The organism is Scandinavium sp., from assembly GCF_036271055.1.
GTDB lineage: Bacteria > Pseudomonadota > Gammaproteobacteria > Enterobacterales > Enterobacteriaceae > Scandinavium.
Map to the genome: position 1 here is coordinate 130,239 of NZ_DATBBJ010000027.1, position 24,140 is coordinate 154,378.

General features: G+C 54.0%; 33 protein-coding genes. 5 read left to right on the forward strand and 28 right to left on the reverse strand.

Going from position 1 to position 24,140, the window contains the following annotated elements:
- Window positions 1-6 precede the first annotated feature (6 nt).
- The 9 genes from VH187_RS03510 to VH187_RS03550 all read right to left on the reverse strand — a co-directional run bounded on the left by VH187_RS03510 (window position 7) and on the right by VH187_RS03550 (window position 7,219).
- Entirely contained in the window at window positions 7-291 is a 285-nt protein-coding gene (locus tag VH187_RS03510) for a phage tail assembly protein (RefSeq protein WP_329700089.1), read from the reverse strand.
- Between the two features lie 61 nt (window positions 292-352).
- A complete protein-coding gene (locus VH187_RS03515; RefSeq protein WP_329700090.1) occupies window positions 353-871 on the reverse strand; it encodes a phage major tail tube protein in 519 nt (172 codons plus the stop codon).
- 12 nt (window positions 872-883) lie between these two features.
- Window positions 884-2,074 (reverse strand): phage tail sheath protein, encoded by a 1,191-nt coding sequence (locus VH187_RS03520; protein WP_329700091.1) that lies wholly within the window; start codon window positions 2,072-2,074, stop codon window positions 884-886.
- A 349-nt stretch (window positions 2,075-2,423) separates the two neighbouring features.
- Window positions 2,424-2,999 (reverse strand): tail fiber assembly protein, encoded by a 576-nt coding sequence (locus VH187_RS03525; RefSeq protein WP_329700092.1) that lies wholly within the window; start codon window positions 2,997-2,999, stop codon window positions 2,424-2,426.
- Window positions 2,999-4,786: a phage tail-collar fiber domain-containing protein gene (locus VH187_RS03530; protein WP_329700093.1), complete on the reverse strand. Its 1,788-nt coding sequence runs from the start codon at window positions 4,784-4,786 to the stop codon at window positions 2,999-3,001. The genes VH187_RS03525 and VH187_RS03530 overlap by 1 nt, the downstream gene beginning before the upstream one ends.
- Window positions 4,787-4,797: 11 nt before the next feature.
- Complete coding sequence (locus tag VH187_RS03535; protein ID WP_329700094.1) at window positions 4,798-5,328, reverse strand: phage tail protein I; 531 nt, start codon at window positions 5,326-5,328, stop codon at window positions 4,798-4,800.
- Entirely contained in the window at window positions 5,321-6,229 is a 909-nt protein-coding gene (locus tag VH187_RS03540) for a baseplate assembly protein (RefSeq protein WP_329700095.1), read from the reverse strand. The genes VH187_RS03535 and VH187_RS03540 overlap by 8 nt, the downstream gene beginning before the upstream one ends.
- Window positions 6,230-6,233: 4 nt before the next feature.
- Entirely contained in the window at window positions 6,234-6,581 is a 348-nt protein-coding gene (locus VH187_RS03545; RefSeq protein WP_329700096.1) for a GPW/gp25 family protein, read from the reverse strand.
- On the reverse strand, window positions 6,578-7,219 hold the full coding sequence (locus tag VH187_RS03550) for a phage baseplate assembly protein V (protein WP_329700097.1): 642 nt from the start codon (window positions 7,217-7,219) through the stop codon (window positions 6,578-6,580). Before VH187_RS03550 ends, VH187_RS03545 begins: the two co-directional genes overlap by 4 nt.
- 193 nt (window positions 7,220-7,412) lie before the next feature.
- On the opposite strand from VH187_RS03550, the gene VH187_RS03555 reads away from it, so the two are divergent.
- Window positions 7,413-8,270, forward strand: coding sequence for a hypothetical protein (locus tag VH187_RS03555; RefSeq protein WP_329700098.1), 858 nt, complete (start codon window positions 7,413-7,415; stop codon window positions 8,268-8,270).
- 149 nt (window positions 8,271-8,419) lie between these two features.
- Here the strand turns inward: VH187_RS03555 and VH187_RS03560 are convergent, their stop codons facing one another.
- The 11 genes from VH187_RS03560 to VH187_RS03610 form a co-directional block, all read right to left on the reverse strand.
- The gene (locus VH187_RS03560) at window positions 8,420-8,875 is read right to left on the reverse strand and encodes a phage virion morphogenesis protein (protein ID WP_329700099.1); all 456 of its coding nucleotides are present in this window, start codon (window positions 8,873-8,875) and stop codon (window positions 8,420-8,422) included.
- Window positions 8,868-9,335: a phage tail protein gene (locus VH187_RS03565; protein ID WP_329700100.1), complete on the reverse strand. Its 468-nt coding sequence runs from the start codon at window positions 9,333-9,335 to the stop codon at window positions 8,868-8,870. Before VH187_RS03565 ends, VH187_RS03560 begins: the two co-directional genes overlap by 8 nt.
- Entirely contained in the window at window positions 9,298-9,543 is a 246-nt protein-coding gene (gene lysC, locus VH187_RS03570) for an Rz1-like lysis system protein LysC (protein ID WP_329700101.1), read from the reverse strand. The genes VH187_RS03565 and lysC overlap by 38 nt, the downstream gene beginning before the upstream one ends.
- A complete protein-coding gene (lysB, locus tag VH187_RS03575) occupies window positions 9,443-9,856 on the reverse strand; it encodes an Rz-like lysis system protein LysB (protein WP_329700102.1) in 414 nt (137 codons plus the stop codon). The genes lysC and lysB overlap by 101 nt, the downstream gene beginning before the upstream one ends.
- On the reverse strand, window positions 9,853-10,362 hold the full coding sequence (locus VH187_RS03580) for a lysozyme (RefSeq protein ID WP_329700103.1): 510 nt from the start codon (window positions 10,360-10,362) through the stop codon (window positions 9,853-9,855). Before VH187_RS03580 ends, lysB begins: the two co-directional genes overlap by 4 nt.
- Window positions 10,346-10,567: a primosomal protein gene (locus tag VH187_RS03585; RefSeq protein WP_329700104.1), complete on the reverse strand. Its 222-nt coding sequence runs from the start codon at window positions 10,565-10,567 to the stop codon at window positions 10,346-10,348. The genes VH187_RS03580 and VH187_RS03585 overlap by 17 nt, the downstream gene beginning before the upstream one ends.
- Entirely contained in the window at window positions 10,558-10,761 is a 204-nt protein-coding gene (locus tag VH187_RS03590) for a tail protein X (protein WP_329700105.1), read from the reverse strand. Before VH187_RS03590 ends, VH187_RS03585 begins: the two co-directional genes overlap by 10 nt.
- Window positions 10,761-11,261 carry a head completion/stabilization protein gene (locus VH187_RS03595; protein WP_329700106.1) on the reverse strand — a complete coding sequence of 167 codons (501 nt, stop codon included), beginning with the start codon at window positions 11,259-11,261 and terminating at the stop codon, window positions 10,761-10,763. The genes VH187_RS03590 and VH187_RS03595 overlap by 1 nt, the downstream gene beginning before the upstream one ends.
- A 96-nt stretch (window positions 11,262-11,357) precedes the next feature.
- Window positions 11,358-12,125, reverse strand: coding sequence for a phage terminase small subunit (locus VH187_RS03600; RefSeq protein WP_329700107.1), 768 nt, complete (start codon window positions 12,123-12,125; stop codon window positions 11,358-11,360).
- A 3-nt stretch (window positions 12,126-12,128) separates the two neighbouring features.
- A complete protein-coding gene (locus VH187_RS03605; protein WP_329700108.1) occupies window positions 12,129-13,289 on the reverse strand; it encodes a phage major capsid protein, P2 family in 1,161 nt (386 codons plus the stop codon).
- Between the two features lie 44 nt (window positions 13,290-13,333).
- Entirely contained in the window at window positions 13,334-14,200 is an 867-nt protein-coding gene (locus tag VH187_RS03610; protein WP_329700109.1) for a GPO family capsid scaffolding protein, read from the reverse strand.
- A 166-nt stretch (window positions 14,201-14,366) separates the two neighbouring features.
- Here VH187_RS03610 and VH187_RS03615 point away from each other — a divergent pair, with 166 nt between their 5' ends.
- Together VH187_RS03615 and VH187_RS03620 are read left to right on the forward strand one after the other, a co-directional pair.
- The gene (locus VH187_RS03615; protein ID WP_329700110.1) at window positions 14,367-16,136 is read left to right on the forward strand and encodes a terminase ATPase subunit family protein; all 1,770 of its coding nucleotides are present in this window, start codon (window positions 14,367-14,369) and stop codon (window positions 16,134-16,136) included.
- Entirely contained in the window at window positions 16,136-17,170 is a 1,035-nt protein-coding gene (locus tag VH187_RS03620; protein WP_329700111.1) for a phage portal protein, read from the forward strand. The genes VH187_RS03615 and VH187_RS03620 overlap by 1 nt, the downstream gene beginning before the upstream one ends.
- Before the next feature lie 71 nt (window positions 17,171-17,241).
- On the opposite strand, the gene VH187_RS03625 is transcribed toward VH187_RS03620, so the two are convergent.
- Window positions 17,242-17,910: a DUF4019 domain-containing protein gene (locus VH187_RS03625; RefSeq protein WP_329700112.1), complete on the reverse strand. Its 669-nt coding sequence runs from the start codon at window positions 17,908-17,910 to the stop codon at window positions 17,242-17,244.
- Between the two features lie 192 nt (window positions 17,911-18,102).
- On the opposite strand from VH187_RS03625, the gene VH187_RS03630 reads away from it, so the two are divergent.
- Window positions 18,103-18,828 carry a hypothetical protein gene (locus VH187_RS03630; protein WP_329700113.1) on the forward strand — a complete coding sequence of 242 codons (726 nt, stop codon included), beginning with the start codon at window positions 18,103-18,105 and terminating at the stop codon, window positions 18,826-18,828.
- A 391-nt stretch (window positions 18,829-19,219) separates the two neighbouring features.
- On the opposite strand, the gene VH187_RS03635 is transcribed toward VH187_RS03630, so the two are convergent.
- Window positions 19,220-19,414: a hypothetical protein gene (locus VH187_RS03635; protein WP_329700114.1), complete on the reverse strand. Its 195-nt coding sequence runs from the start codon at window positions 19,412-19,414 to the stop codon at window positions 19,220-19,222.
- Here VH187_RS03635 and VH187_RS03640 point away from each other — a divergent pair.
- Window positions 19,413-19,844, forward strand: a complete 432-nt coding sequence (locus tag VH187_RS03640; RefSeq protein WP_329700115.1) for a hypothetical protein — start codon at window positions 19,413-19,415, stop codon at window positions 19,842-19,844. The two genes, VH187_RS03635 and VH187_RS03640, sit on opposite strands and share 2 nt — an antisense overlap.
- 67 nt (window positions 19,845-19,911) lie before the next feature.
- Here the strand turns inward: VH187_RS03640 and VH187_RS03645 are convergent, their stop codons facing one another.
- The 6 genes from VH187_RS03645 to VH187_RS03670 are packed head-to-tail and all read right to left on the reverse strand — an operon-like array spanning window position 19,912 to window position 24,130.
- Window positions 19,912-20,139, reverse strand: coding sequence for a hypothetical protein (locus VH187_RS03645; RefSeq protein ID WP_329700235.1), 228 nt, complete (start codon window positions 20,137-20,139; stop codon window positions 19,912-19,914).
- A 17-nt stretch (window positions 20,140-20,156) separates the two neighbouring features.
- The gene (locus tag VH187_RS03650; RefSeq protein ID WP_329700116.1) at window positions 20,157-20,333 is read right to left on the reverse strand and encodes a hypothetical protein; all 177 of its coding nucleotides are present in this window, start codon (window positions 20,331-20,333) and stop codon (window positions 20,157-20,159) included.
- 11 nt (window positions 20,334-20,344) lie between these two features.
- Window positions 20,345-22,627, reverse strand: a complete 2,283-nt coding sequence (locus VH187_RS03655; protein ID WP_329700117.1) for a replication endonuclease — start codon at window positions 22,625-22,627, stop codon at window positions 20,345-20,347.
- Window positions 22,624-23,631: a phosphoadenosine phosphosulfate reductase domain-containing protein gene (locus tag VH187_RS03660; protein WP_329700118.1), complete on the reverse strand. Its 1,008-nt coding sequence runs from the start codon at window positions 23,629-23,631 to the stop codon at window positions 22,624-22,626. Before VH187_RS03660 ends, VH187_RS03655 begins: the two co-directional genes overlap by 4 nt.
- On the reverse strand, window positions 23,628-23,909 hold the full coding sequence (locus VH187_RS03665) for a DUF5405 family protein (protein WP_329700119.1): 282 nt from the start codon (window positions 23,907-23,909) through the stop codon (window positions 23,628-23,630). The genes VH187_RS03660 and VH187_RS03665 overlap by 4 nt, the downstream gene beginning before the upstream one ends.
- Entirely contained in the window at window positions 23,906-24,130 is a 225-nt protein-coding gene (locus VH187_RS03670) for a TraR/DksA C4-type zinc finger protein (protein WP_329700120.1), read from the reverse strand. The genes VH187_RS03665 and VH187_RS03670 overlap by 4 nt, the downstream gene beginning before the upstream one ends.
- Window positions 24,131-24,140 lie beyond the last annotated feature (10 nt).

The following is a 24,140-nucleotide window of genomic DNA, read 5'->3' on the forward strand; positions in this document are numbered from 1 at the left end:
CGAAATTTAAGCCGCCGAACTCGGCGACAAAAAACCGACCACCTCACCGGCAAAGCTCAGCAGGTCAGGCAGCTCCAGCGCGGCGACTTCCTGCTCGGTCAGGGTCGGCAGGGTCATGCGTGGCAGTACCTTAATCAGCGCATCAACGTCTGAGTTAGCCACCGCCGCCAGACCGACACCGCGTAAGGTTCCGGCCGTGGGTTTCAGAAGAGTGACTTCTGTGATTTCGGTTTCACCGCGCTGGATGGCTTTTACCAGGGTAATGACGTTTGGGTTTTCAGCTTTTTTCATGGGTTCTCTTTCTCATTCGGTATTCAGGGATGCCCGGCCAGCGGCGCTGACCGGGTAAAAATTACAGACCGATATTGCGGCGATGCTCCGCGAGGCGGTCGACGCCGTTGACCTTTTCAATCAGGTTGACCGTGTCGATTTCGATAAGCTCTTTGCCGTTACAGGTGAGCTTGTAATAGGTGCAGTCCATCGCGATTTTGGATGTCGCGACCTCGCCCTGTTTGGCCTCGCCGGTGTCGACTTCTTTCTGACGACCACGCAACACCACCTCAACCGGCACGGTCGCGCCGGTGTCGTCGCGCTGGTAGGAGCCCGAAAAGCGCAGCGGCACCGCAGAAGCATTCGCAGCGCCATAGAGTGACCAGATGACGTCATCCGGGAAACCGCCGGTGGAAAACTCCGCCGCCAGGGCGTCATCATCGAGGCCGAGGTCAATCGAGGCAGAGCCATTCATCCCGCCGCCGCGGTACTTTTCGAGTTTGCGGGTCAGTTTGGGCAGCGTCATCGACTGAACGACCCCGAGGAAACTCGTGCCGTCGATAAACAGGTTCATGAGCTTTAACGTACGCGGTAATGCCATGATTCAGGCTCCTTATTGGCTGTTCACAGACGAGATGAGATCCACCAGGTATTTATCGGTGATGCGCTGACGCAGGGTCAGATTTTCCAGCGGTGGTACCGGCGTGTAGTCGTAATCGAGGTACAGCTTCCCGGCTTTCAGCGTCTCTTCATCGTTGGCGTTGTCGTCAAACCAGCAGGTGGCATCGACGATATAGCCGTTGCTTTTCAGCTCGCGGAATTTGGCATTGATGCCATCGATGATGTCGCGAATGATCGTGGCGGTAATCGGTTTATCCACCGCCCACATGTGCGCCTCTGCCATCGTGTCGGCGATGACCTGCGCGGTACGGGTGTAGTTTTCAAACTGGAATAGCGGGTCATCTGAGCAGGTGCGGTTGCCCCAGAAGCGAAAACCGTCTTTGCGGATAAGCGTGGTTACGCCCGCTTTATTGAGCAAATCGGCATCGGTGCCGGATTCCTGTAAATCCCAGTACACCGAGGCACTGATACCGGTGACACCATTCACGCCGACGTTCGACAGGGTTTTGTGCCAGCCAGTGTCATTGTCGATTTTCGCACGCAGACCGAGTGCGCGCGCGGTGGCATAAGCGGTTTCAGTGGCACTGGTGGTGGTATTCCATGACAGGAAATCCGGCCAGATAACCATCAGCTCGCGGGCGCTGAAATTGTCACGATACTTGATGGCATCAGACAGGGTTTTGCAGCCCCACGCCGAGACATACCCGAACGCACGCAACTTCTGCGCCACCGGTACAAGGGCGGTCGCGACGTCCTGTGAATCCAGTCCCGGCACGCCGAGAATGCGCGGCTTCACGCCGGTGACGGCGCTTGCCGTCAGCAGCGCTTTCAGCCCGGTGTATTTCCCGTTCTCATCGGTGGTACCGATGATATTGGAAATCGTCTGCGCCTGTGCCGCCTCTTCGTCGTCGCCGGTGCCCTCTTCGACACGCACGACGATAATCACCGGCTTTGACTGGTCAGCGATGGCCTGTAACGCCGTCGCCAGCGTGCCACGGGTGCCAGCCTTACCGATGACGCTTTGCGGGTTGGTGATTAACACCGGCTCATTGAGCGGGAAGGTCTTTGCATCGGCGTCACTGGCCGTGCAGACCATCCCGACAATGGCGGTGGAAACCGTAGAAATGGTGCGCGTGCCGTCGTTGACCTCGACGACCTGCACGCCGTGATGAAAATCAGTCATCCGTTTAACTCCGTTGAGTGGGGTGACTGACATTGTCCGGGGGCGACGTGGGCGGGGCTATGTGTACGGGTTGGTCTGACGCTGGTACAACCCGGGGAAATATTACGATCGTTTTCAGCGATCAATCCCGCCGGTATCGATCGTTAATACCCATTATCAATAGGGGAATAATGCCGCTATCGTTTCGCCATCAATGAGGGCGTAAACATGACGTATTTACTGTGGATTGTGGGCGGTGTGCTCGCGTGGGGGGCAGTCGGTTTTATCTGGTGCCACTGGTTCGCGGATGACGACGATGACGAATATCAGGAATGTCCGTATGAATAAGCCCGCGACGCGGGCTTCATTTTTATGCGCCCGGGGATGACGGCCAGCTCACATCCAGCGCATCTTCCGGTTCCACCCGGTTAATCAGCACCCGGTATTTTTTCCATTCCGTCAGTCTCACCTGCTCCTCATCCGTCGCCATCCCCAGCTCAACCGCATCCTCGAGGGTGCTGATGGTGAGCGTGGCGGCATGCGTCAGCCGGGTCTTTTCTTCCCGTGCAAAGGCAATCGCGGCATCACGCTCAGCGTCAGTGTCACTTTCCCAGCCCTTGCCATCCCATTTCATATACGGCCCGTGCGGTGCAACCGATGTAACACCTGACGGCAATGCGCCCGGCTCAGTAATAAACACCGGTTCACCTGTCGTGGTATCAAACACTGCCTCACCGCGATGGTCTTCCACCTGACGCCATGTTTCACCGTTAAAAATCGCCACGTTGCCGGGCAAAACGTCCGGCGGCGCAATATGGGTGCAGTCAGCCGGTAATCCGGTATGCGCCGGGAGATACGCATCCCCGATGCCAATAAACTCACGCGTATCGGCCCGCAGGTTATAGACCTTAATGGTGCGGTCACGGGGAGAGAATTTGAACGTCATTATGCGAGCCTCACGATGTAGTTGAATGCGATGTTTTTGACTGTGGTTTCGGCGTTACCGGCAGCGGCAACGGTCACCGTGTGGGAGTGCGCCCCGAGAGCGATGGAATGGGTGTGCGCCCCAATCCCGACGGTGTGGGTATGTAATCCGATGGCAACGGTATGCGCATGCGCGCCCGCGCTGGCCGCCGTACCACTGATGGAGTGGGTATGCGCCCCGGCGTCGGTGGTCGTGGTACTGGTGTCTTCGTATCCATTTTTCTGGAACGCATTGCGGTCGATATAGCGGTTATTCCCGCCGCCACCGTCCCGCCATGCACGCTGGGCGTGGTGGTGGTTCCCGGCGCTGGCTGCGGTTCCTGAGATACTGTGCGTGTGCGCACCGGTGTTATTCGAGGTTTTCGTCCCGTAATCAAAGGCGTTGCTGGTTTTGGTGCCATAGTCGAATGCACCGGTATTTTTGCTGCCGAGGTCGGTCGATGACGCACTCGCGCCGTGAGTATGAGATTTATTGCCGTCCTGCTCCTGCGACAATACCGCACGACCGCTGGCCGGTTTGCCCTTAATCGTCCAGGTACGCATATCCGGGATAACGCCCGACGGGTAGGCTATCGCCAGCAGTGGGTAAACTGCTTTATCAAACGTCTGGCCCTGCATGAAAGCGTAACCGGTCAGAATACTGTCAGACGGCCACGCGACAGGGGCCCCGACCGGGAACGTGTCGGCGGGCGTCCACACGGTCCAGCCGCCGGTGGAATACTGGCTGCGGGAATAACTGCGCGATGAGTTGTACACGCAGTAAATCTGCGTAACCCCGGCGTTTTTATAAATAACCAGCGTCCCGGCGCTGTTCTCGGGATAGTGTCGGGCGGTTGTTGCATTGGCGTTTGCGGGCTGGCAGTAAAGCCCCGGCTTTTTCAGCGTATCGAGGTCTTCCGCCTTCAGGCCGATGGCCTGCGTGTCGAAAATATCCTGCGAGGTCACACTGATGTCATCACTCAGCGCTTTTCCGTTCACTTTGCGCGTGGCCGGTACGCGCTCATTGGCATTGTCATTCGCCGCTTTCACGGCCTTTGGGGTTGCGGCCAGCGTCTCGGATGGGCTGTCGGTGGCGCTGCTGAGTTGTACAATGCCTTTTTGCGTTGTGGTCGCGTCCTGCGCCGTGTATTTCTCTTTAGCGAGGTCATATGCCGCCTTGACGGCTTTCGGCGTCGCGGCGAGCGTCTCCGACGTGCTGTCGGTGGCGCTGCTCAGTTGGGTAAACCCTTTTTCTTTCAGCGTGGCATCAGGATGACGGCGTGACTGTTCATGCTCCGCGATTTTGTCATCCACATAATCCTGCGTTGCCATCACCATCGAGGCATCGATAGCCAGCTCGACAGACTCAAGGTCTGACAGAATGATGACCATGCGCAGGGTCTGCGCCCGACCGGACCCCTCTTCGAGTTTTGGCTTGTAGCTTTCGGCCATATTGCCGACGGCGACCAGCGTGCCGGTGTCGTCGTAGAGCCCCATTTCACGCAGCCAGAAGCCGCCCGTCTCCGGCGGGATCACCAGCTCCGCCACCACATAATTTTTATGTTTTTTGTCCTGGCTGATTTTGTTCAGGGCATTGCGCCAGACCTCATTAATCAGCGTTGTCTGCGTGGCATTCGGCTCCGGCAGCGTGCCGCCGCCATCCCCGACAGCCATCGCCACGATGTTGACCTTTTTGCCCCCCGGCACCAGTGCGGCCGCGAATTTTGCTGCCCCGGCCGTGGTGACAACGGTTTTATATTTCACTGTCATTCTGCTCTCACTTAGCCCGGATAAACGGTCATGATGTCGCCGTCGTAACTGACGCCACCAGTGAAGAGATAACCGGCGACGTCCTGAATAATATTGAGCCCGATAAGGTGTCGGCTGGCGGGTTTGGCATCCGCGATGAGGCGCTCCATCTCGAGATACATTTCCTCGGTGATACCGGTTTCCAGTACGCCGATATCGAGGCGAAAGGTGCCGGGCGGGTCACGGGTTTCCCACCATTCCGTCACGTTAATCACATACCCCAGCGGCTCGACCACACGCCGCACGGCACCGATGGTGCCTTTGCGACTGTGAATATAAAAAGCAGCCCGGATCACCTCACGTTTGGTCTCTTCCGGCCAGTCACTGTCCCAACGGTCGACCGAGTACGCCCACGCCAGCCACGGCAGCAGATTCACCGGGCAGTTGTCCGGGCTCCAGAGTCGGCGCAGCGGGACCGGGATATTTTCAATTTCCGCACAGGCGCGGGCAGCAGCGACCTCCAGCGGGGATGACCCGACCGGCAGCAGACGAACATTACTCATCGGAACCCCCGAGCCGGATTTGATACGCGGTGCAGAAAGACGCCTGCGTTTTATCGAGCACGATGTCAGCGGCCGGTGCCGCCAGCTCGACCCGCTGCACGCCTTCCACATGCAGCGCGGCGTAAATGGCTGACTGACGAATGTCGCGCCCGAGGCGATGCTGAGCGCTGATATAGGCTTTCAGTTTCGCTTCAGCCGCGGCGGTAATGGGCTCACTTTCCGGGCCGGGGTAGATGTAGAGCGTGGCATCGATGGTGTAATCGACAATCGCCGCCGACTGGACCGTCACCCGGTCGGCAACCGGTCGCACGTCTTCATCGTTGAGCGCGTTACGCACCACCGCAAGCAGATTTTCAGACGCTGCGCCATTGTTTTCACGAGAAAGTACGGAAACGGACACACACGCAGGTTCAGGGCTGACGACCGAAATGTCGGCGACCCGGCCATCGGCGCTGCGACCGTGAAACTCATACGCCCCCACCGGCCCCGCGACGCTCAGGCCCTCAAACGCCTGTTGTGCGCGCAGTCGAAAATCGGTGTCAGACTCCATCACCGCCGGGGTCGGCGGGAGTGTGGTATCGTCAGCCGGGCTGATAATCAGGCGCGTGGTATTGGTGTTGGCGGCCATCACATCGAGGTCATTCTTTTCGGCATAAGCCAGTGTGACGGCCAGTGCCGCCTCATTTACCCGCTGACGCCAGAGCACTTCCCGGTAGGCGTTTTCTTCCAGGTATTTGACCAGCGGGTCAGACTCCAGTGCGAGCGTGCGGGCAATGGCCTCCTGCTGGTCTTCCGGGTAGAGCGAAATAAGGGTCGCCTTTCGTTCAGCAAGGATGGATTCATAATTCAGCGTTTCCACCACGTCGGGCGCGGGGAGCTGGCTCAGGTCTATAATGGCCATAGGTTCAACTCACGGGAATGGTCAGGGATAACGGGGCGCTGCTGCCTTTGATAACGCCTGTCAGCTCAACCATCATCTGACCGTTAAACTGGCGCTCAATCGTCAGCGACGTGAGGGTGACACGCGGCTCCCACTTCAGCAGCGCCATGTAACAGGCGCACATCAACTGGAGATCCAGCGCATCGTTTTGTGGCATATCTATCAGGGTGGAGAGTAACGAACCATATTCACGACGCATCACCCTCGACCCGATCGGCGTGCGCAGGATGTCACTCATGCTCTGGCGAATATGGTCAGCGTCGGTGATGGTGCGCCCGGTATCGCGATGCATGCCGATATAACGACTCGTCATTTTGTGCCCTCCGTCCGGCTGTTACCGCGTTCGACGCCGCCGTGGTCGTGGTCATCCACCTGCACGCCGTTGGAGGTAAATTTTCCGCCCGCATGTTCGATGTCACCACTCATCTTCCCGCCCTTCTGTACCTCAAGCGTGCCGGTGATGAGTTTGTTGGTACACACGACTTCGGGCGTATCTAGCGTGATGCGAGTGTCGGCCTTAATCAGCACGACAGGCACCGTGGCGGTGATGGACTCTTTTGCGGTGACGTCTGCAGTGGTAATGCCGCTAACCAAAAGCGCCCCGGTGTCGGGTTCGTACTCAATAACCGCGCCGTCAGGAAAGGCAATATGAAACGCATCAGCAGAGGCCGAAGGGGCGGGAAAGTCATCAGAGAAAATGGCTGGCAGGACAAAAGCAGTATCGAGCTCACCACCCACAGCCAGAATGAGTACCTGCTCCCCCACCGAAGGAGCCCACCACGTGCGCGAGCGCCCGGCGCGGGAAGTCAGCCAGTTAAGCCATGTCGTTTGTATCCCACCGGTCTGGACGCGACATAATCCCTCATCGAGAGCAACAGCGGTCACAACGCCGGTGCGGATAAGATTACGGATCGCGCGAGCGATATCCTGAAAAGAGGTTAAAGTATTCATGGGGAAAGGATGCCGTCGGGTGCGGCTAGCGGCAATCGAGCGAGGTTTTATCAGTGGCTACACAACGATACTTGTTTATGGAGTTACACCTGAACGTTAGTTTTTTAGAATCTGTCTTTCAAGAGATATTCATTTAGAATAAACTTTCTATGTAACTCCACACGCTTGCAGTAAGCCTGGGCAAGGAAAAAAAATGTTTGAAGAAATCTTAAAATGGGTAGGTAGTGTATTAGCATCTACAGCTGTATTTGGTATCGTCGTATACTTGATGCGCTCTACTCTAACAAAGCTAATCGGTAAATCCATAGAGCATCGCTTTGATAAGAAAATAGAAAGTTTCAAGGCGGAAATCAGAGGTAATGAAAAGGAGTTTGAGCAAATAAGGGCATTCATGGGTTCAATACGTAAAGAAAGAGATTCTACACTTCAAGCCAAACGCTTCGAGGCTGCTGAAACCCTAATGCGTCAACGTCAATTTCTTGGTCAATTTACCATGCTTGTTGAATATGTAAAAATGCTTAACATGGAAGAAATATTAAAAAATAGAAACGATCCTCAAATCGCCAAATTCATTAAGGCTCTTACTGATCCTGTTGACATAGATGAAAAACTCAAAATTTATGGAACATTCGACAGGACAATGACAGATCTGTACCTTAGTGAACGTATAAAAAAGCTTTTTGAAACATATCAATATATAATGCTAAATGCGGTTATGATTATGAAGATTCTCAGCCTCCCAAATTTAGACATAAACCCTGATTTATTTAAAAAAGACAGCATTAAAAATATGGTCATCGAATTGGCCCCGCTATCCAAAGAAGGCTTTGATCAATTTGGTGACAGTTACGCATTCCACTGGACAAACTATTTTTACACTGAAATATTAACAGAATTACGAAATGAATTATTAGGAATAACTAGTATGTCAAAGGATACTGAAGCGGCTACCCAACTAGCATTGGATTCACGACGAGCACAAATTAGCTTGCATGCAATTTTTGAAAAAAGCGGTCTTTCAGAAGACCTGATCAAGTCTGACGCGAGATAAATAGCACCCAACAACACAACAAACCATTTCGCAATAATATTATTATTTGCAAGGACGGTGAATTAGAAGTAAATAATCCACCACCCTTGCACAGGCTAAATTAGCAACCTGATAACTTGAAAAAATAATTATAATGCCTTGCTGATATTCTAAGATACTTCTTCTAGATGCATTAAGATAAACCCTTCGATAACATTATTATCATCCTTGGTTAATCCAAGTAACTGGCGTTCAGCATATTGTACTTCCTGAGCATGTGCATTCGGCCGGTCTTTGAGTCCGAGCTGATGAATCTGTGCAATACGCTGCACCTTCCCGGTAAATTCCACAACAGCCGCCTCGTCACTGCCGGTGGCTTTCATGTAGCGATTGGTGCGAAGCTTTGCGAACATCTCACGCTTAACCCTGCCCTTTTTGGTTCTGACCGGCTGGCGCTTACGGGCGGCATACGGAGTGCCGTCCGGTGCGGTCTGCGTTTTAATACGACGTTGCTGTGAAGTGCGCAGCTTCTTCGCAATGTCAGCCGCCATCCGTCGACGATTCGTCGGTGACAGCGCGGCAATCAGCCCCGCCAGCCGGTTATCAAAGGCTTTAAATTCATTCATTCCATTCGCTCACAAGCTCGCCGTGAACATAGAGCTGCATCGGTCGGGTCACAGGCTCGGGCGGCTGCGGCTCGGGGGCATGCTCGATGTGCAGCTCGACTCCGACCTCTTTGACTATTGTGCGCTCGCTCAGTAACAGGCTGATGCTGAGGTCAATGCTGTCGTCGTTGTTAATATCAGCTTCATAGGTGAAACCACGCTTGCGCCCTTCATCGGTGGTCATGATGTCGGCCTGATTAACCCGCAACCACGCCTGAATCGGCACGAGGATCAGGTCTATATCCCCCGGAAAATCCGTCACGATGACGTTAAGCGTGTACTGATTTTCAAACGACAGCGATGTGGCGAGCGTCGAGGCCAGTTTTCCGTTATCGATAAACACACGCAGCATTTCGGGGTTGGTTTTCAATACTGGCACGGCATCAGTTAAGGCCTTGCGCAGACTCGTCGGTTTGAGCATCTGTTTTGTCCTGGCATTCTTTTATCGTTTCGACCTGAAGCGCACAGCTTTCGAGCGCGGTTTCGAGCTGGCGAATATCGGCGCTCAGGTCACCATTAGTGAGCGGATTACTCCCCGGCATCGGGCACAGACTCACCCTCGGGCAGGCGTTCAGCACAACGACCGGCTGATGCACAGGGGGCGCGTCGGTGCAGGCCGCGCACAACATCAGGCAGCTCAGTAGCGTACCAGCGCCGTAAATCTTCGTTTTCATTGAGTAGCCTCGTGATGGTTTGCTCGCGACGCTGCGCGCGCTTTGCCGCAGTGTCGAGTTTCTGGCGCAGTTTTACCTGCGCCCGGTCATTGTCGGCACTCAGGCGCTGCGCGGTAATGAGCTGGTCTTTCAGCATGTCGACAGTGCGTTTCTGGTCAGTGGCGACGTCGTTTGCCCGGTTAAACGAGCGGCTGAGTTTGCTGTTCTCATGCTTCAGCCAGGCCAGCGCCACGACGGCCAGAGCCAGTAAAATAATCAGTGTTTTCATTTTGCCCCCTGCACACAGCGCGACCATTCCCGGACGCGACGGTTTTCAAGTCCGGTGTTTTTAACCCCGTTCACATACACCCATCGGCCGAGCTGGTCGCATGCCTGCCCCCACTGCTGACGTTTGATAAACGAGACCAGCGTCGAGCGACAGGCCGCACCGGTGCCGACGTTAAAGGCGAAGCTGACGAGCGCGTCATAGACCGGCTGCGGCATTTTGACCGGTGCGCACACTGCCAGCCGCCGCTCAGTGCTGAGCACATCGGCGACCAGATTTGCCGCCGCCTGACGCTCGGTGATGTCGCGTTTCGGAACCACCCCGGCAGTGTGGCCGATGCCTGATGTCCACACGCCCGCGCTGCACTGATAGGGGCGCAACCGGCACCCTTCAAGGTCTGCAATCAGGGCAAGACCGTCTGGCGAGGTATTCAGCAGACGAAAATCAGGCACCAGTGCCGCCAGCGCCAGCACGACGGCCACACTGCAACGTTTAACGACTGAGGCCACGCATTACCCCCTTATCGATTCCGGCAGCAACGAGATAGCGGTACGTCTGGCGGCGGTACCAGAAATTCACCAGCGCGGTGAAAATGGCGCAACCGCCGCCGACATAGAGCGCGAGTTTTTCCGGTGTCTGCGTGCCGAAATAGGCCAGCGCCACGGAAAACCAGTACGTCAGAAAAGTTGTGATTTTTTCCATCGTTAATCCCACAGGTTGACGGTCTCCGTGACAGGGGCCGTGTCGACGTCCGGCAAGCTGACCCGCGTACCATGCGGCAGAATCGCCCCCAGTTCGGCGAGTCCCGGATTAGCCTCAAGCACGGCCTCGACAATGCCCCCGGTGCGCCCGTAGTGACGAAAGCACAGGGCATCGAGGGTGTCGCCCTGCTGCGCGATGACGTTCATCAGATTTGCCCCACGATGCAGCGGGCCTTGTCCTGAATACGGGCCACGGACCAGCGCATATCCCGCCACATCTCATCGATGGTGCTGTCGATGCTGTCGGCCTTTTTGTCGCCTTTGGCGCTCGCATCCACCCCGCGATAACGCTCATAGAGCGTGGCGGTGGTCATCGCACACACCGCGTTGAAGTAGTGGAAAACGCGCACGCTCTCGCCATCAAGTTCGTCGGTGGGTACATCCTCAAGACGGGCATAACCGGCATCACGCTGAAGGTCACGCCACTCACGCAACTCGGCGTTAGTTTCCGCTATTCCGGCCTTAATCGCCCGGCGCAGTCGTACAGGGGAAACCGTCTGCTCAAGGCGCATTTCTTCCCTCACTCGCTTCGGATCCACATCCGGGAAAAAGGCGGTATTTTTAATCACCGGTTCCGCTTCCGGCACGGGTGGGATAACCACCGTCTCGCGCTTTTGCGTCGGGTTGTTTACTACTAGCGTCGTCATGACTACCTCGGAAATAGGTGGGCGGTGGACGCTGGCCTCAGTTCGGGTGAAACACCGACATCGGCCAGCGTGCCGCCCGGCGCGGGGCGCATTCTGTTAACCGGCGACTTTTCTCGGGCGACCTCGCCCGCGTTTCACCGGTGAATCGGATGTTTTTTTCATGACCTTTTTCGCGGGCTTCGGCGGTGTTTTCTTCACCGGTGCAACAGGCCGGGGTTTCGGGTTCAGCTCACGGCCGAGTCGTTCGATGTCTTTTTTGACGCCACAGCTTTCATCAAGCTGAATGGCGCGTTGCAGGTGCGTCATCGCTTCCGCAAGTTGCCCGTTATCACGCAGCGTGAGACCGACAACCTTATGCAGACGGGCGCGAACCTCGTCGGGCATATCAGCGACACGGGTCATCCCGATAACGCTTAGCAGTGGCTGAACATCAACCGGCTGACAGGCGATGCGGGCGCGAATGGCGGCGAGGGCCACCTCTTCTGCGAGCATGTACGGTGCGGTGCGCGAGTGACCGTCAGGCATCGACAGGGCAAAGTGCAGCGCATAGCGGGCAATCTCAATCGCGCCGGGAATATCACCGACATCAAGACGCCACAGCATCACGGTCATCAGGATGTCATCCTGAGCGCCGGTGCCGGTATCCAGTACACCGGTGACCCACGGCAGATAGAACGGCAACAGCTCGCGCTTTTTCTCAGCTTTGCGCTCTTTAGAATGGATTTGTTTTAGCGTCCGGCGGTCTGCGGCCAGCTTGACGAGCATCTGCTCGTAAGCCGTGGCATGCCGCAGCGGGTGTTGTTCCCGCTGCGATGCCTTTTCAGCCGAGACCCGCATCGCGTGACGCTGTGCGGGGCTCGCCATCGGTTAAGCCTCCGCGCCGTCGGTGGTCTCACCCTTTGGGGCGCTACCTGCATTCATCGCCTGCAAGGCTTTCACCATTTCAGCCGCGAACACGCTCGCGCTGGTCGCTTCCGGGGTGGCACCCTCTTCCTGCTCAAGGATTTCGATGTTTTCAATCAGGCAACCGGCCGCATAATCCTCGATAACGAAATCGACTTTCACCTGCTCGTAGTTTTCCACCTGATCCAGTTTCGGGTTTTCAACGATATGACGGCGGTGCGCGTCTTCGTACAGGTAGATGGAAATGTTATCCAGCGTGGTGATAAAGATGCTGTTAGCCGGGAAGAACGGCGCACGCACGGCCTGTAACTGACCAATGGTTTTCTGGCTGACAATCAACTCAGCGGCGAGTTGTTCGCTGTTTGCCTGGAATTTGTTAATCATCGGGAAATATTTGTCGGTCAGGATGCGACGACCGCAAATCACCACCATTTCCGGGTTTTCGCGGTGGATTTCTTCAATCAGCGATTCATGCCCGTCCATCACCAGCGCGTCGAGGTTGGCATAATGCCCGCCCTTACCGACCTTAATGGTGTCTGAAATGACCGTGCCGTCATCATCCAGAACCTTCGACATCACACGCTCTGGCGCGTCTTCGCGGTATTTTTGCAGCCAGCCGACAGCCACATCCTGAAGCAACGGATTTTTTGCACGGTCAGACGTCGCGGCACGGCTTACGCCATTAAAACCAATGGTGATGTAGTCCAGAGCCTGACGCTTGATGATGGCGTTACGGATGCGGATCTGAAAATCTTCAAAACGCGCCCACAGGTCGAGCTTGTTGTACTTCAGGTTGTAATCGAAATTGACCGGTTTGCAGAAATAACGGAACGCATCCAGCTTCGAGAAATCCGCCGTTTTGCGCTCGACGCCGCCGTCAGTGTCGGTGGTGCTGGCGATGGTGCCGGTCACATCGATACCGACTTTTTCCTCGGTCAGTTCCCCCACGGTCACCATGTTGATGAGTTGCAGGAAGGAAGACGACTGCTGGATTTTATCGAAGAGTTTCTGCGTGACAGACGGCTCGACGTTGAATTTTTTATCAAGGTCAGGCACTTCGACACCGTTCAGTTCGGCGAGGCGGCTCAGGTATTTATTGAATTTAAAACGGGTCTCTTTACGCATAGTGTTTTTTATCCTGTCAGAAAGCGGGCGTTAAAATGTTTGACTCAGCAGTCGGTCAGCGTCACATCCCCGGCATCACCGCCGGTGCTCCGCAGGCGACGCGGCTGTGTAATGCTTTCGGTTTTGTCCAGGGTGGTCTGGATCGTGCTGAACTGCTGCGCAGTTTCATCCCCATGCGCGGCTACGTTTTGTTTCAGTGTCGCGAGTTCGCTTTCCAGCGCTGCGAAGCGGGTTTCCGTCGCGTCCTCCCCGGTTTGCACACGTTCCGCGATAGACGTCACCGCCTCGTGCACGTCGGCGAAACGCACGTCGTCGCTCTGTTGCTGGCGACTAAAAATGGCCTTAACGGAGTCGGTCAGTTTGGTGAGAAGCGTGTCGGGCTGGTCTTCAAATTCCAGCTCGGCGAGTGTCGCCACTGAGAAGAGATCGCCCGGCTGGTCTTTCTTCCCGTTCAGCGGATTGGCGGTGGCGCGGCTGCAAAACTCGAGGTATTCGGTACCGAGGCTTGCGGGGTCATCGGTGACGGCCAGCCCGACGAGATAGCTCTTGCCACTGTTGGCGAAGTTCGGGCGGATTTCCATTGAGGTGTAAACCTTCTGGCCTTTCGCCACCATGTCGACGAGGTTGTCGAGCGGGGCAATTCGGCCAAACAGCGCCAGCTTACCTTTCAGCGCGGAGTCATCATCGATGACATCGGCTTTCACCTCGGCAACGTCGCCATAACGCCCGTACTGACCGTCGGGATTGATGCTGCGGATATGTTCGAGATTGATGCGGCAACCGTAGACGCGCGGGTCGAAGGTGTCAGCCATTTCCTGAATATCGGACGCGCCGATGACGCGACCGTCACAGGTATCACCCTCGACACCGATGCGGAACCATTTAGAAATTTTGGAGGCTTTTTTTGCCATGAGTCAGGTGTCCTGATGTTGGTTTTTCGGATCAGGCTTAGTTTCCCGACTCATCCCCGCACCGGCTATCCATTGCGGATGGCATACCCCTGACACAACAGGGCTTTAGCGATTCGCTGCCCCTGTTTCTTTAGCCTTGCCCTGTATCAACCACGGCGAGGCAAACATGACCATCACCACTGAAACCACACTTCTGAGCGACCCGCGACGGCAGGCGGCGCTGTTGTTCTGGCAGGGATTTTCCGTGCCGCAAATTTCGGAAACACTCCAGACTAAGCGGGCCACCGTGCAGAGCTGGAAGCAGCGCGATAAATGGGAGGCGACCGCGCCCCTGACGCGCGTCGAAACCACGCTCGAAGCGCGACTGATTCAGCTCTATGCCAAGCCCGACCTGACAGCACACGATTTCAAGGTTGCCGACTTTCTGGCTCGACAAATGGAGCGTCTTGCGCGGGTTAACCGCTACAGCCAGACCGGCAGCGAGGCGGATTTAAACCCCAACGTCGCCAACCGCAACAAGGGCGAGAAGACGAAGCCGAAAAAGAATTTTTTCAGCGATGAGGCTATCGAAAAGCTGGAAGACATTTTCCTCGACCAGTCATTCGAGTATCAGCTCGACTGGTACCGTGCCGGACTGGCACATCGCATCCGTCACATTCTGAAATCCCGCCAGATTGGCGCGACGTTTTACTTTGCGCGCGAAGCGCTGATGCGGGCACTGAAAACAGGGAATAATCAGATTTTCCTGTCGGCCAGTAAAACGCAGGCTTACGTATTCCGCGAATATATCATTCAGTTTGCCAAACTGGCGGAGGTGGAGCTCACCGGTGACCCGATTGTCATCGGCAACAACGGTGCAAAGCTCATTTTCCTCGGCACCAATTCCAACACCGCGCAGAGCCATAACGGCGATTTGTACGTCGATGAAATTTTCTGGATCCCCAATTTCCAGCAACTGAAAAAAGTTTCTTCCGGCATGTCGTCGCAGGAGCATCTGCGCACGACCTATTTCTCGACACCCTCGTCGCTGGCGCACGGCGCTTACCCGTTCTGGTCAGGGGAACAATTCAACCGGGGCCGGTCGAATGCGGGTGAGCGCGTCGACATCGACATCACGCACGCCGCACTGGCAAAGGGTGTTGCCTGCCCCGACGGCCAGTGGCGACAGATTGTCACCCTTGAGGATGCTCTCGCCAAAGGCTGCACCCTGTTTAATATCGACACACTGCGCCGCGAAAACAGTGTCGACGACTTCCGCAATTTGTTTATGTGCGAGTTTGTCGACGATAAAGCATCGGTGTTCCCGTTCGAGGAATTACAGCGCTGCATGGTCGACAGTCTGGAGAAATGGGAAGACGTCGCGCCGTTCGCCGACCGGCCATTCGGTCACCGTACGGTATGGGTCGGCTATGACCCGTCATTACGCGGTGACAGCGCCGGGTGCGTGGTCATTGCGCCACCGGTGGTCGCCGGGGGCAAATTCCGCATCCTTGAGCGTCACCAGTGGAAAGGCATGGACTTCGCGCAGCAGGCCGAATCCATTCGTGAGCTGACGCTGAAATATAACGTCGAGTACATTGGCATCGATGCGACCGGACTCGGTCAGGGTGTTTTCCAGCTTGTGCGCTCGTTCTACCCGGCCGCACGTGAAATCCGCTACACACCGGAAATGAAAACCGCGATGGTGCTGAAAGCGAAAGACACCATCACCCGCGGCTGTCTCGAGTACGACGTCGGCGCGACCGACCTCACGCAGTCGTTTATGTCCATCCGCAAAACCATGACCAGCAGCGGGCGCAGTGCCACCTATGAGGCCAGCCGCACCGAGGAAGCAAGTCACGCCGATCTGGCATGGGCCACCATGCACGTCTTAATCAATGAACCCCTGACCGCCGCCAGCGGCCAGCCGTCATCCTCAATCATGGAATGGAACTGATGAGCAAACGTCAAAACAAGAAAGCCCAGTACACTGCAAAACCGGTGCAGCACGCCGCACCCGCCCAGAGCATGGAGGCGTTCACCTTCGGCGAGCCGACGGCGGTACTCGACCGGCGTGATATTCTCGATTACGTGGAGTGCGTGGATAACGGGCGATGGTACGAGCCGCCGGTGAGTTTCTCGGGGCTGGCGAAAAGCCTGCGGGCTGCCGTCCACCACAGCTCACCGATTTACGTGAAGCGTAACATTCTGGCCTCCACCTACATTCCGCACCCGCTGCTGTCACAGCAGGACTTCAGCCGGTTTGTGCTCGACTTCCTAGTCTTCGGGAACGCCTTTATTGAGAAGCGCGTCAGCCTGTCAGGCAAGCCGCTCAAACTGGAGACCTCACCGGCAAAATACACCCGGCGCGGGGTGGAAGATGACACCTACTGGTACATGCAATCCGATTCGCAGCCGCATCAGTTCGCGCCGGGCTCCGTGTTTCATCTGCTTGAGCCTGACATCAATCAGGAGGTGTACGGCCTGCCTGAATACCTGAGCGCACTCAATTCCGCCTGGCTGAACGAATCCGCGACGCTGTTCCGCCGCAAGTATTACCAGAACGGGGCGCACGCCGGGTACATCATGTACGTCACCGACGCAGCACAAAGCAGCACCGACGTCGAAGCGCTGCGCAAGGCAATGCGTGACTCGAAGGGCCTCGGGAATTTTAAGAACCTGTTTTTCTACGCGCCAAACGGTAAGGCAGACGGCATTAAAATCGTGCCGCTGAGCGAAGTCGCGACGAAGGATGATTTCTTCAATATCAAAAAGGTCAGCGCCGCCGATATGCTCGATGCGCATCGCATCCCGTTTCAGTTGATGGGGGGCAAGCCTGAGAATGTGGGATCATTGGGTGACGTGGAGAAGGTTGCGAAGGTGTTTGTACGCAATGAATTAACACCTTTGCAAGGGCGGTTTAAAGAGATAAATAACTGGCTCGGTGAAAATGTAATTCGCTTTGACAAATACACATTTGATACCGAATAGTTTCATTTTTAATATTCATAGCTCAGCGCTGATATTGACCATTTGTTGATGGGAATGGCAGTATTCTTTTTTTAATGGTTGCTTTTTATGGTCTGAACCATATAGCCAAAAGGATGCCATGCTGAGCTATCACTTGCGAAGACTGTCGGGCTTTCATAAATTTTACTACCATCAGGAAACTCAGATAGATATGTATACTGAAGGATATATCCGCGAGGATTATATATCTTTGAGGATTGAGTGCCAAACTGAGTGCTTTTACTGGCTTTTCCGAAAGGAACTCTTACGTTATTTGATAAAGCTGTGAACTGATCTTTATTATACATTGACTTAAACTCTGGGTGCATACTCTCATAAAGCTCTGCAAATTGCCCATTATTAACCTCGCTGAGCATTTTTTCTGCGACTTTTTGTGCGTCAGCACTGCTAGGTGGTGGTGGGAATGGGGCAAAAGGATCATCGGATACAAAGCCTGCCGGATTGAAAAAATAGACGACCACGAAAAATCCGGCCGCTCCCGCTGCTTTAATGGTTTTGTTTACGCTAACCTCCAACGCGCCAGGCAACATGGCTCCAAATCCGCCTGCAATCATGGCAAGAACGAGTCTGAAAACCCACCACTGTTTTTGTGTTGGATACGGTATTGCAACAACTAGTATCAACATTATGATCACAAAGAAAACTGCAAAAGAAAATAGCAATGCTTTTTCTATAGAAAGCTTTGAAGTTCTTTTAGCCATAATTAACCTCAATAGCAGAGTTACGATGGGTAGAGGGAAATATATTATTTAGATGGTTTATAGCATAACCATACAAAAGCCACCTCCTCCATAAGCATGATTATTGATTAATGCATATTAGTCATAATGTGGTAATCAAAAACTTGCATATCACCCATGACTACTACATGAATCAGTTTTATTCGAGTAATAATGCTGAAAGAAGGTGCACACCGATTATTTAGCAATGCTTCACTAACATATGCAATGTTTAACAATGCTTTATTGTCTCATTTCTGCGAGGTTATCATGAATAGGCGTAATTTTTTAAGTTTGTTATTGTGCTTTACAGCCATGCAATCAGCTAAATCAGCAGTAATGCCTCTTGGCCCCATGACACCTCAGGGTCAGCTGATGAGGGCATATGTGGCTCATCCCAAACGGGTTACTCAAAGCTGCCCATTTTGGTGCTGGGCAGCATCAATTTCGATGATCTTTGAGGCTCATGGATATCACATAGATCAAACGGAGATTGTTAGGAGGAGCTTTAATTCAAATGTTGCCATTTGCACTACAGGCAATACTTCCACCATGGGGAATAATTTAAGCCAACCATGGGTCGACTTGCAGGGACGAAATTTTCAATCACAGGTTGTAGCTGCATATGATTATTTTAATAATATTAATGCAATAAATAATATGATTTTAATTAACGAATTAATATATGACAGGCCTCTTTTATATGCCAATAAGAGTCATGCTATGGTTGTCGTTTCTATCGATTATTTCATGACGCCAATGGGGCCAGATGTTAAGGCTGTTGGTGTTCTTGATCCTTGGCCTGCTAGCCCAGGGTATCACTTGCTTAATCCTCAAGAAATGGTGCCTGTGCACATGGGAGGGGATATGACTTTCCTTGCTGCGGTGCAGACGACATAAAGCGGTTAATGGTGCGAGGGGGCGTCACAATTGGGATACCTGTTACCGTGATCCAGCGCGCAATGCTTTCCCCGCCACGCCTGCCCGCTTCAGAGGTCGCTTTTAATGCAGTTGCACGACCACAGCCAGACCGCGCCAGCACTGGCGCGAGAGCGCGAGGGAAAGTCGCAGCAGCGCATGCAACCTCACGCGCTAAATGCATGCATGACTAAAAAACCGAAAAATCGCGAAAATTGCATAAAAAAACCGGCAATTTCGGTGCCGGTCCGGTGATTATTTGCCGCGTGACGAGTCAATAATGCTGTTGATACACATACTGGTGACAATCAGCAAAAAGATAGTGGTCCACGGATTCGCATAAATCAGGCTTAACATGTTGATATAGATCCTTTTATTTTTTCGTTCTGATGTGGTTAAGTAAGTCCTTAACAACCTGACCGAGCTCAGCGTTGCTCGCCTGCTCGACCAGCTTGTCGGTATACGCATCGACCTCGCGTGAGCTGAGGTCATTGTTCAGCGCCAGACAGGTAATATGTTTCGACCAACGCCTAAGCCACTCACCTTCAGAAGAAATGGAATTTTGCATGTCTAAAAACCTCGATTTATTTAACCAGCAGGCGGCAGAAATCTTTGCGGTACTGTGGGAAACCTTTCCCGTCCCACAGACAATTCGCTACAAAAAATTTAACGCCGAGCACCCTGAAGAATACTTTTATAACCCTAACGCACCCGAGATGAAGGCAATAGATGATTTGCGTAGTGTTGTTTCTGGCACATTTATTTTTCTCGGTGAGAATGGCTACATTCAGTATTCAACGGACCATCAAGCGGGTTTTTATGATGTCAGACTGACCGAAAAGGGGCTCGCGGTACTGAATAAAAAGCCCGAGGTGCTCGGCAGCAATGAGACGATGGGTGATAAAATTATTAGTGCAGTGAAAGACGGTACGCCGGGGGTAATTGCCGGTGCAGTGACAAACCTGCTGACCCTCGGTGTCAATCTGGTAACAAGCTAACGCCTCGCGCAGCTCGTTGTTCAACCCCGCTAGCACCGAAAGCAAGTTTCAGCACTGGCGGCGTTTCCTATGGTCGACGCGGTGGCGGGATAATTGGCCCGCGTGCCGGTGGAAATCTGGCCGCTTTGGGATTATTGATTTCGTCCATCCTGCTGTAGTTATCCCTGACGATTTCAGCGCACCCGACCAACTCGGAGGGCGTCAGATTCTCGTTGACCATAATTTGTTGCAGACGTTGAACGATAGCCATCAGCCGGAGGCTCTTGCGCGAGTGCATCGGCGGCACCGGGCGCATGGCTGGCAAAGTTTGCATCAGTCATCCCCCCACGCATCATGCCATGCATCTGCAACACTGCGACCTGATTCATAATCTTCACGCCATGCTTCAGCATCTGAAGCGCTACCGCCGCGCAGTTCCACGTAATCCATTAGTTGTTCATGCCAATCATCAAAGCTTGCTGTTCGTTTTGTGGAAGCAAAATCAGCCACTTAAATCACCTTTACATGCTTGTTGAGAACCCCGGCCACTCATCAGCGACCGGATAAGAGAATTTTTGCCCGTCAAATTTCACCGTAGCGCCACGCGCCAGCGCCTGAAGTTCCCACCGCTGCGGCGTGATGCCATTCTGAGCCAGCTCAAAGCGGATACGCGGGATCTGCTCCCGTTCTGCTTTAGTCATTCGACCGGATGGCGCTATCTGGTTCGGTTTTAATGGCTCGCCGCTTCTTTGCTGGCGATTTGGGCGTGGGGTTTCGTGTTTTAATGCGCTTCTGAGCACCATCACGACTTCGGGGTCATCCCATGCGATTACCCCGTCATCAACAAGATTTAGCACCGCTGCGGTATGCTCAGACGGTGTAGGAGTCATAACTGGATCACCACCGGCGGTGAGCTTTCCACAGTTATTGACAGGACTCCGAGGCGCGGTGATACCGCTTTTTAAAGTCAAAGGCTCAACGGCCAAAAGCTTTGGAACAATGCGCCAGTCTGCTGACCGGGTAACATGGATATGATTAGCGCCTATATGCGGGGCGTAAATACCGACAACGCGCTCAATATCTTCTTCGTAGTTGTTGACCTCGTCGGTCACGTTGCGGGCAACCCTGACGGTCTGGCTGTCGCGTGGCACATTCGCCCCACCCTGTGCAGCGATGTATAAATCGAATTCTCCCTCATCGGCAGCAGCGCGAGCTGCTTCGACGCGCTCATCAAATTCTGATGCAATGCTGACACCCTGAGGCAGTTTTCTCAGTTCGCGGTAAGCGCCCATCGTCGGCAGGCCAATCGGTTTAAATTGCGGGATGCGCCACGTCGACGCCCACGCTGTTACAGCGGCAGCGGTATCTTGTAACGGTTTGCCAGTATCATGATCGAGCTGACCATCGAGGGCGTAACCGTCGATGTTTTTTGCGATGTACTTTGCGATATAGCCCGCCGCACCACCCTGATTGAGATGCTTCGCCTGAAAGCGTTGTTTTGAAGCACCCCGCTCGTCACCGTCCTCTTTCAGAGCATAGCGACGCATGATTTCGGTAATTTGTTTACGCTGGCCGGATTTGCAAAACAGCATCATATGCCAGTGGGGCGTGCCATCATGATGCGGCTCAACCACGCGCATTCCATAAACCTGTAAATCGTTATCCTTAAATGCCGTACGTATCAGGCTCCAGATATGGCACAGATAACGCTGCGTATCTTTCGGGGTGTAAGCCTCATCATTCCAGCCATGATTAAGCTGAACGGTTTTTTCTTTGCCTTTTCCAACCTGACGGGTCGGGTGATATTTCGATGGCGCGGTCAGCGTGATAAACATCCCGACATCGCCCTCACCAGCGGCATAACGCTCGATACCGGCGATGGTATTCATCAACTCCATACGGCGGATCTCGGGGTTAGAAATACTCCCCATCACCTTACTGATGAGATCGATACGCTCGCCGGTGACCTTATTTTCGAGCTCACAGGATTTCAGGTATTCAAGGTTAGCCAGACGGCGAGAATGTACGTCACGGATGGCACTTTTGCTGGCATACGGTGAGCGGTCTTTATTCACTTCACCGGCGGCGATGAGTAGCGATTCATGCCAGCGCATTCGCTGCGCCTTAAACTGGTTAATCCACCACTCATCATTGATAAGACGCGCCACGGCGGAAAATGCCTGGCGGATCGTCATCTGACCTTTGCGGTATTTCTTCCAGAAAAGCGGAGTAATGTTAAATGCACGGGCCGCGCCAGCGACCTGACCATAAAGGTGAGTTTGCGCCTCATCAGTAAACAGCGATTCTTTACCATCATGCGCTTCCGCCCACGCATCGCTTAATTCCTCATACATGATGAAAAATTGTGAGGCAATGCGTGCGGCAAATTTCTTCAGCTCTTTGTCATTCATCCCCGGCAGACGGGCGTAATTCTCTCGCTCGGTCAGGAACAGCAGCGAGGCATCAGCATTCATTTCGTTACGCTGATTTACGCGCTCGATGCGCGGCCACAACCGACGCAAGAATGTCGACTTTAGGAAATACAGCCCATGCACCGGGCTTTTATTCCGGCGGATATAGTCATATCGCGAGGTAAAGAGTGAGCTCAGGAAATATGGCAGGTAGTCAATCTTTGACAAAACGCCTTGCACCTGACGCAGTTCGTCACGTGTAAGAGGTCTCTCTCGCCCTATGGCATCGCGGGGAGCATTGAAGGGATAAGCACCGACAAACGGCTCGCCGGTGCTTTTGGAAAATGGCGGTGGAGGTGTAGGGGCGTTGCGCCCCTGTACTGCGCGGCTCATTCACACACACCGGCATAAACACTGTTACAAACCGATTTGTCATTCGCAGCGGCAAGCAAATCAAATTGAGCTCCACCACGGGTGGTCATGGCCCAATCGCGATAAGTTTCGATCCCGTAGGCTGCTACCGTAACAACTTCAATTCGGCGTTCTGCGCGACGAGGGTCATGCGTAGACGGGAAGAAAGTGGAATTACCGCGTCGGGAACAAGCAGCGACAAGGCGCTCCCATTCCGCAACGCGTTTTACCTCTTCTGGCCAGCGGCTGAATATTTCGGCCAATTCAGATTTGCGGGCATGAATGCAAGGCATGCATCCAACACGACTACAGCCCTGCTCATAAAGTGGATTCGGTTTGATACCATGGCGTTTAGCCATAGCAAACACATCTTCATGCAACCATTTAAGTATCGGGCGATAAACATGCAGCCCAGGCGTGTTATCTGCATCCTCTACCCATACAGGCAAACCAGCCCGCGCCGGGGATTCTTGCGCGCGGACACCTTGCCAGTTAATGACCTCTTCGAACTCCTCCAGTGCAGGCATTACTACCTGTGTTCGCACGGGCTCATGCTTCAGGTCAAATGTGCAGAAACGTGCTTTCGTGCTCGGGAAGCGCCCTTTCCACATGCATAAATCAAGGAACGGATTTCCGGTGGGCTTAAGAACTTCCAGCGCTCGCGCAATACGTTCAGCGGCGTCATCCGGTGACATACCGCAATCTTCAACAAGAGATTCGGGCCACTTCTCTGCAATAAACTTGCGTTTTCCCTCTATCTGGCGAGAAAAGTCAGCTTTGACACGGACTATTTTGCCAAGCTTCGATTCCAGATAATCGAGGTAATCCATCGTCTGTGCGTGCTCATGCCCGGTATCAGCAAACACCGGTAATGCGGGAACGTCATTTTCAATGGCGACAAGCCACTGAGCCAGACTATCTTTGCCACCGGAAATGGAGACTATATTGAGGGTGTTCTCGCCTTTGCAACGACCATCAATTTTCATTTCCGCCCCTTACAGGCGGCAAACGCCTCTTCACATTCGCAGGCAGTCTGTTCAATCTGCGCAGCCAACTCGGCGAAAGTGCGGGCCTCGCCCGTTAAAGCATCATGCAGTATCAGATTCGAAACGAGTTGATTCACTTTCGGGTAATAGCCGATGACATCCAGCCATTCATTACCGGCATTTTTCCCGGTTCTTGCTGTTTTCTTCTCCTGCAAAATAAACTGAAACGGGTCACTGGTGACGACATAACGGTCACCAATCTCGATACGAATGCTCATACCTGCCCCCGGTAGTGCTTTGCGTTAGCTTCCAGTAATGACTGGCAATAAACGCAGCGCAGCGCTGTCGGATGTGCGGCTCGGCGTGCTGCCGGGATAGGCCGATCACAATCGACACAAACCAATACCGCAGCGCCACTGGACTTCAGCCGGGCGGCGTCAACGTGACGGGCAAGTGAATCGGCCTGTAACTCCTGAACGTGATCCATATAATCTGGCATTGACTCCACT

Coding starts and splice junctions, on each gene's coding strand:
- VH187_RS03615 (WP_329700110.1), top strand. CDS start 14,367: ATGACCATCACCACTGAAACCACACTTCTGAGCGACCCGCGACGGCAG.
- VH187_RS03535 (WP_329700094.1), bottom strand. CDS start 5,328: ATGAGTAATGTTCGTCTGCTGCCGGTCGGGTCATCCCCGCTGGAGGTC.
- VH187_RS03655 (WP_329700117.1), bottom strand. CDS start 22,627: ATGAGCCGCGCAGTACAGGGGCGCAACGCCCCTACACCTCCACCGCCA.
- lysC (WP_329700101.1), bottom strand. CDS start 9,543: ATGTTGTGCGCGGCCTGCACCGACGCGCCCCCTGTGCATCAGCCGGTC.
- VH187_RS03635 (WP_329700114.1), bottom strand. CDS start 19,414: ATGCAAAATTCCATTTCTTCTGAAGGTGAGTGGCTTAGGCGTTGGTCG.
- VH187_RS03670 (WP_329700120.1), bottom strand. CDS start 24,130: ATGCCAGATTATATGGATCACGTTCAGGAGTTACAGGCCGATTCACTT.
- VH187_RS03595 (WP_329700106.1), bottom strand. CDS start 11,261: ATGACGACGCTAGTAGTAAACAACCCGACGCAAAAGCGCGAGACGGTG.
- VH187_RS03610 (WP_329700109.1), bottom strand. CDS start 14,200: ATGGCAAAAAAAGCCTCCAAAATTTCTAAATGGTTCCGCATCGGTGTC.
- VH187_RS03630 (WP_329700113.1), top strand. CDS start 18,103: ATGCTGAAAGAAGGTGCACACCGATTATTTAGCAATGCTTCACTAACA.
- VH187_RS03605 (WP_329700108.1), bottom strand. CDS start 13,289: ATGCGTAAAGAGACCCGTTTTAAATTCAATAAATACCTGAGCCGCCTC.
- VH187_RS03565 (WP_329700100.1), bottom strand. CDS start 9,335: ATGCTCAAACCGACGAGTCTGCGCAAGGCCTTAACTGATGCCGTGCCA.
- VH187_RS03550 (WP_329700097.1), bottom strand. CDS start 7,219: ATGAATACTTTAACCTCTTTTCAGGATATCGCTCGCGCGATCCGTAAT.
- VH187_RS03515 (WP_329700090.1), bottom strand. CDS start 871: ATGGCATTACCGCGTACGTTAAAGCTCATGAACCTGTTTATCGACGGC.
- VH187_RS03545 (WP_329700096.1), bottom strand. CDS start 6,581: ATGACGAGTCGTTATATCGGCATGCATCGCGATACCGGGCGCACCATC.
- VH187_RS03600 (WP_329700107.1), bottom strand. CDS start 12,125: ATGGCGAGCCCCGCACAGCGTCACGCGATGCGGGTCTCGGCTGAAAAG.
- VH187_RS03525 (WP_329700092.1), bottom strand. CDS start 2,999: ATGACGTTCAAATTCTCTCCCCGTGACCGCACCATTAAGGTCTATAAC.
- VH187_RS03620 (WP_329700111.1), top strand. CDS start 16,136: ATGAGCAAACGTCAAAACAAGAAAGCCCAGTACACTGCAAAACCGGTG.
- VH187_RS03555 (WP_329700098.1), top strand. CDS start 7,413: ATGTTTGAAGAAATCTTAAAATGGGTAGGTAGTGTATTAGCATCTACA.
- VH187_RS03520 (WP_329700091.1), bottom strand. CDS start 2,074: ATGACTGATTTTCATCACGGCGTGCAGGTCGTCGAGGTCAACGACGGC.
- VH187_RS03640 (WP_329700115.1), top strand. CDS start 19,413: ATGTCTAAAAACCTCGATTTATTTAACCAGCAGGCGGCAGAAATCTTT.
- VH187_RS03510 (WP_329700089.1), bottom strand. CDS start 291: ATGAAAAAAGCTGAAAACCCAAACGTCATTACCCTGGTAAAAGCCATC.
- lysB (WP_329700102.1), bottom strand. CDS start 9,856: ATGAAAACACTGATTATTTTACTGGCTCTGGCCGTCGTGGCGCTGGCC.
- VH187_RS03530 (WP_329700093.1), bottom strand. CDS start 4,786: ATGACAGTGAAATATAAAACCGTTGTCACCACGGCCGGGGCAGCAAAA.
- VH187_RS03665 (WP_329700119.1), bottom strand. CDS start 23,909: ATGAGCATTCGTATCGAGATTGGTGACCGTTATGTCGTCACCAGTGAC.
- VH187_RS03590 (WP_329700105.1), bottom strand. CDS start 10,761: ATGAACGTCATCGCGCAGCAGGGCGACACCCTCGATGCCCTGTGCTTT.
- VH187_RS03540 (WP_329700095.1), bottom strand. CDS start 6,229: ATGGCCATTATAGACCTGAGCCAGCTCCCCGCGCCCGACGTGGTGGAA.
- VH187_RS03560 (WP_329700099.1), bottom strand. CDS start 8,875: ATGAATGAATTTAAAGCCTTTGATAACCGGCTGGCGGGGCTGATTGCC.
- VH187_RS03660 (WP_329700118.1), bottom strand. CDS start 23,631: ATGAAAATTGATGGTCGTTGCAAAGGCGAGAACACCCTCAATATAGTC.
- VH187_RS03645 (WP_329700235.1), bottom strand. CDS start 20,139: ATGCGCCCGGTGCCGCCGATGCACTCGCGCAAGAGCCTCCGGCTGATG.
- VH187_RS03625 (WP_329700112.1), bottom strand. CDS start 17,910: ATGGCTAAAAGAACTTCAAAGCTTTCTATAGAAAAAGCATTGCTATTT.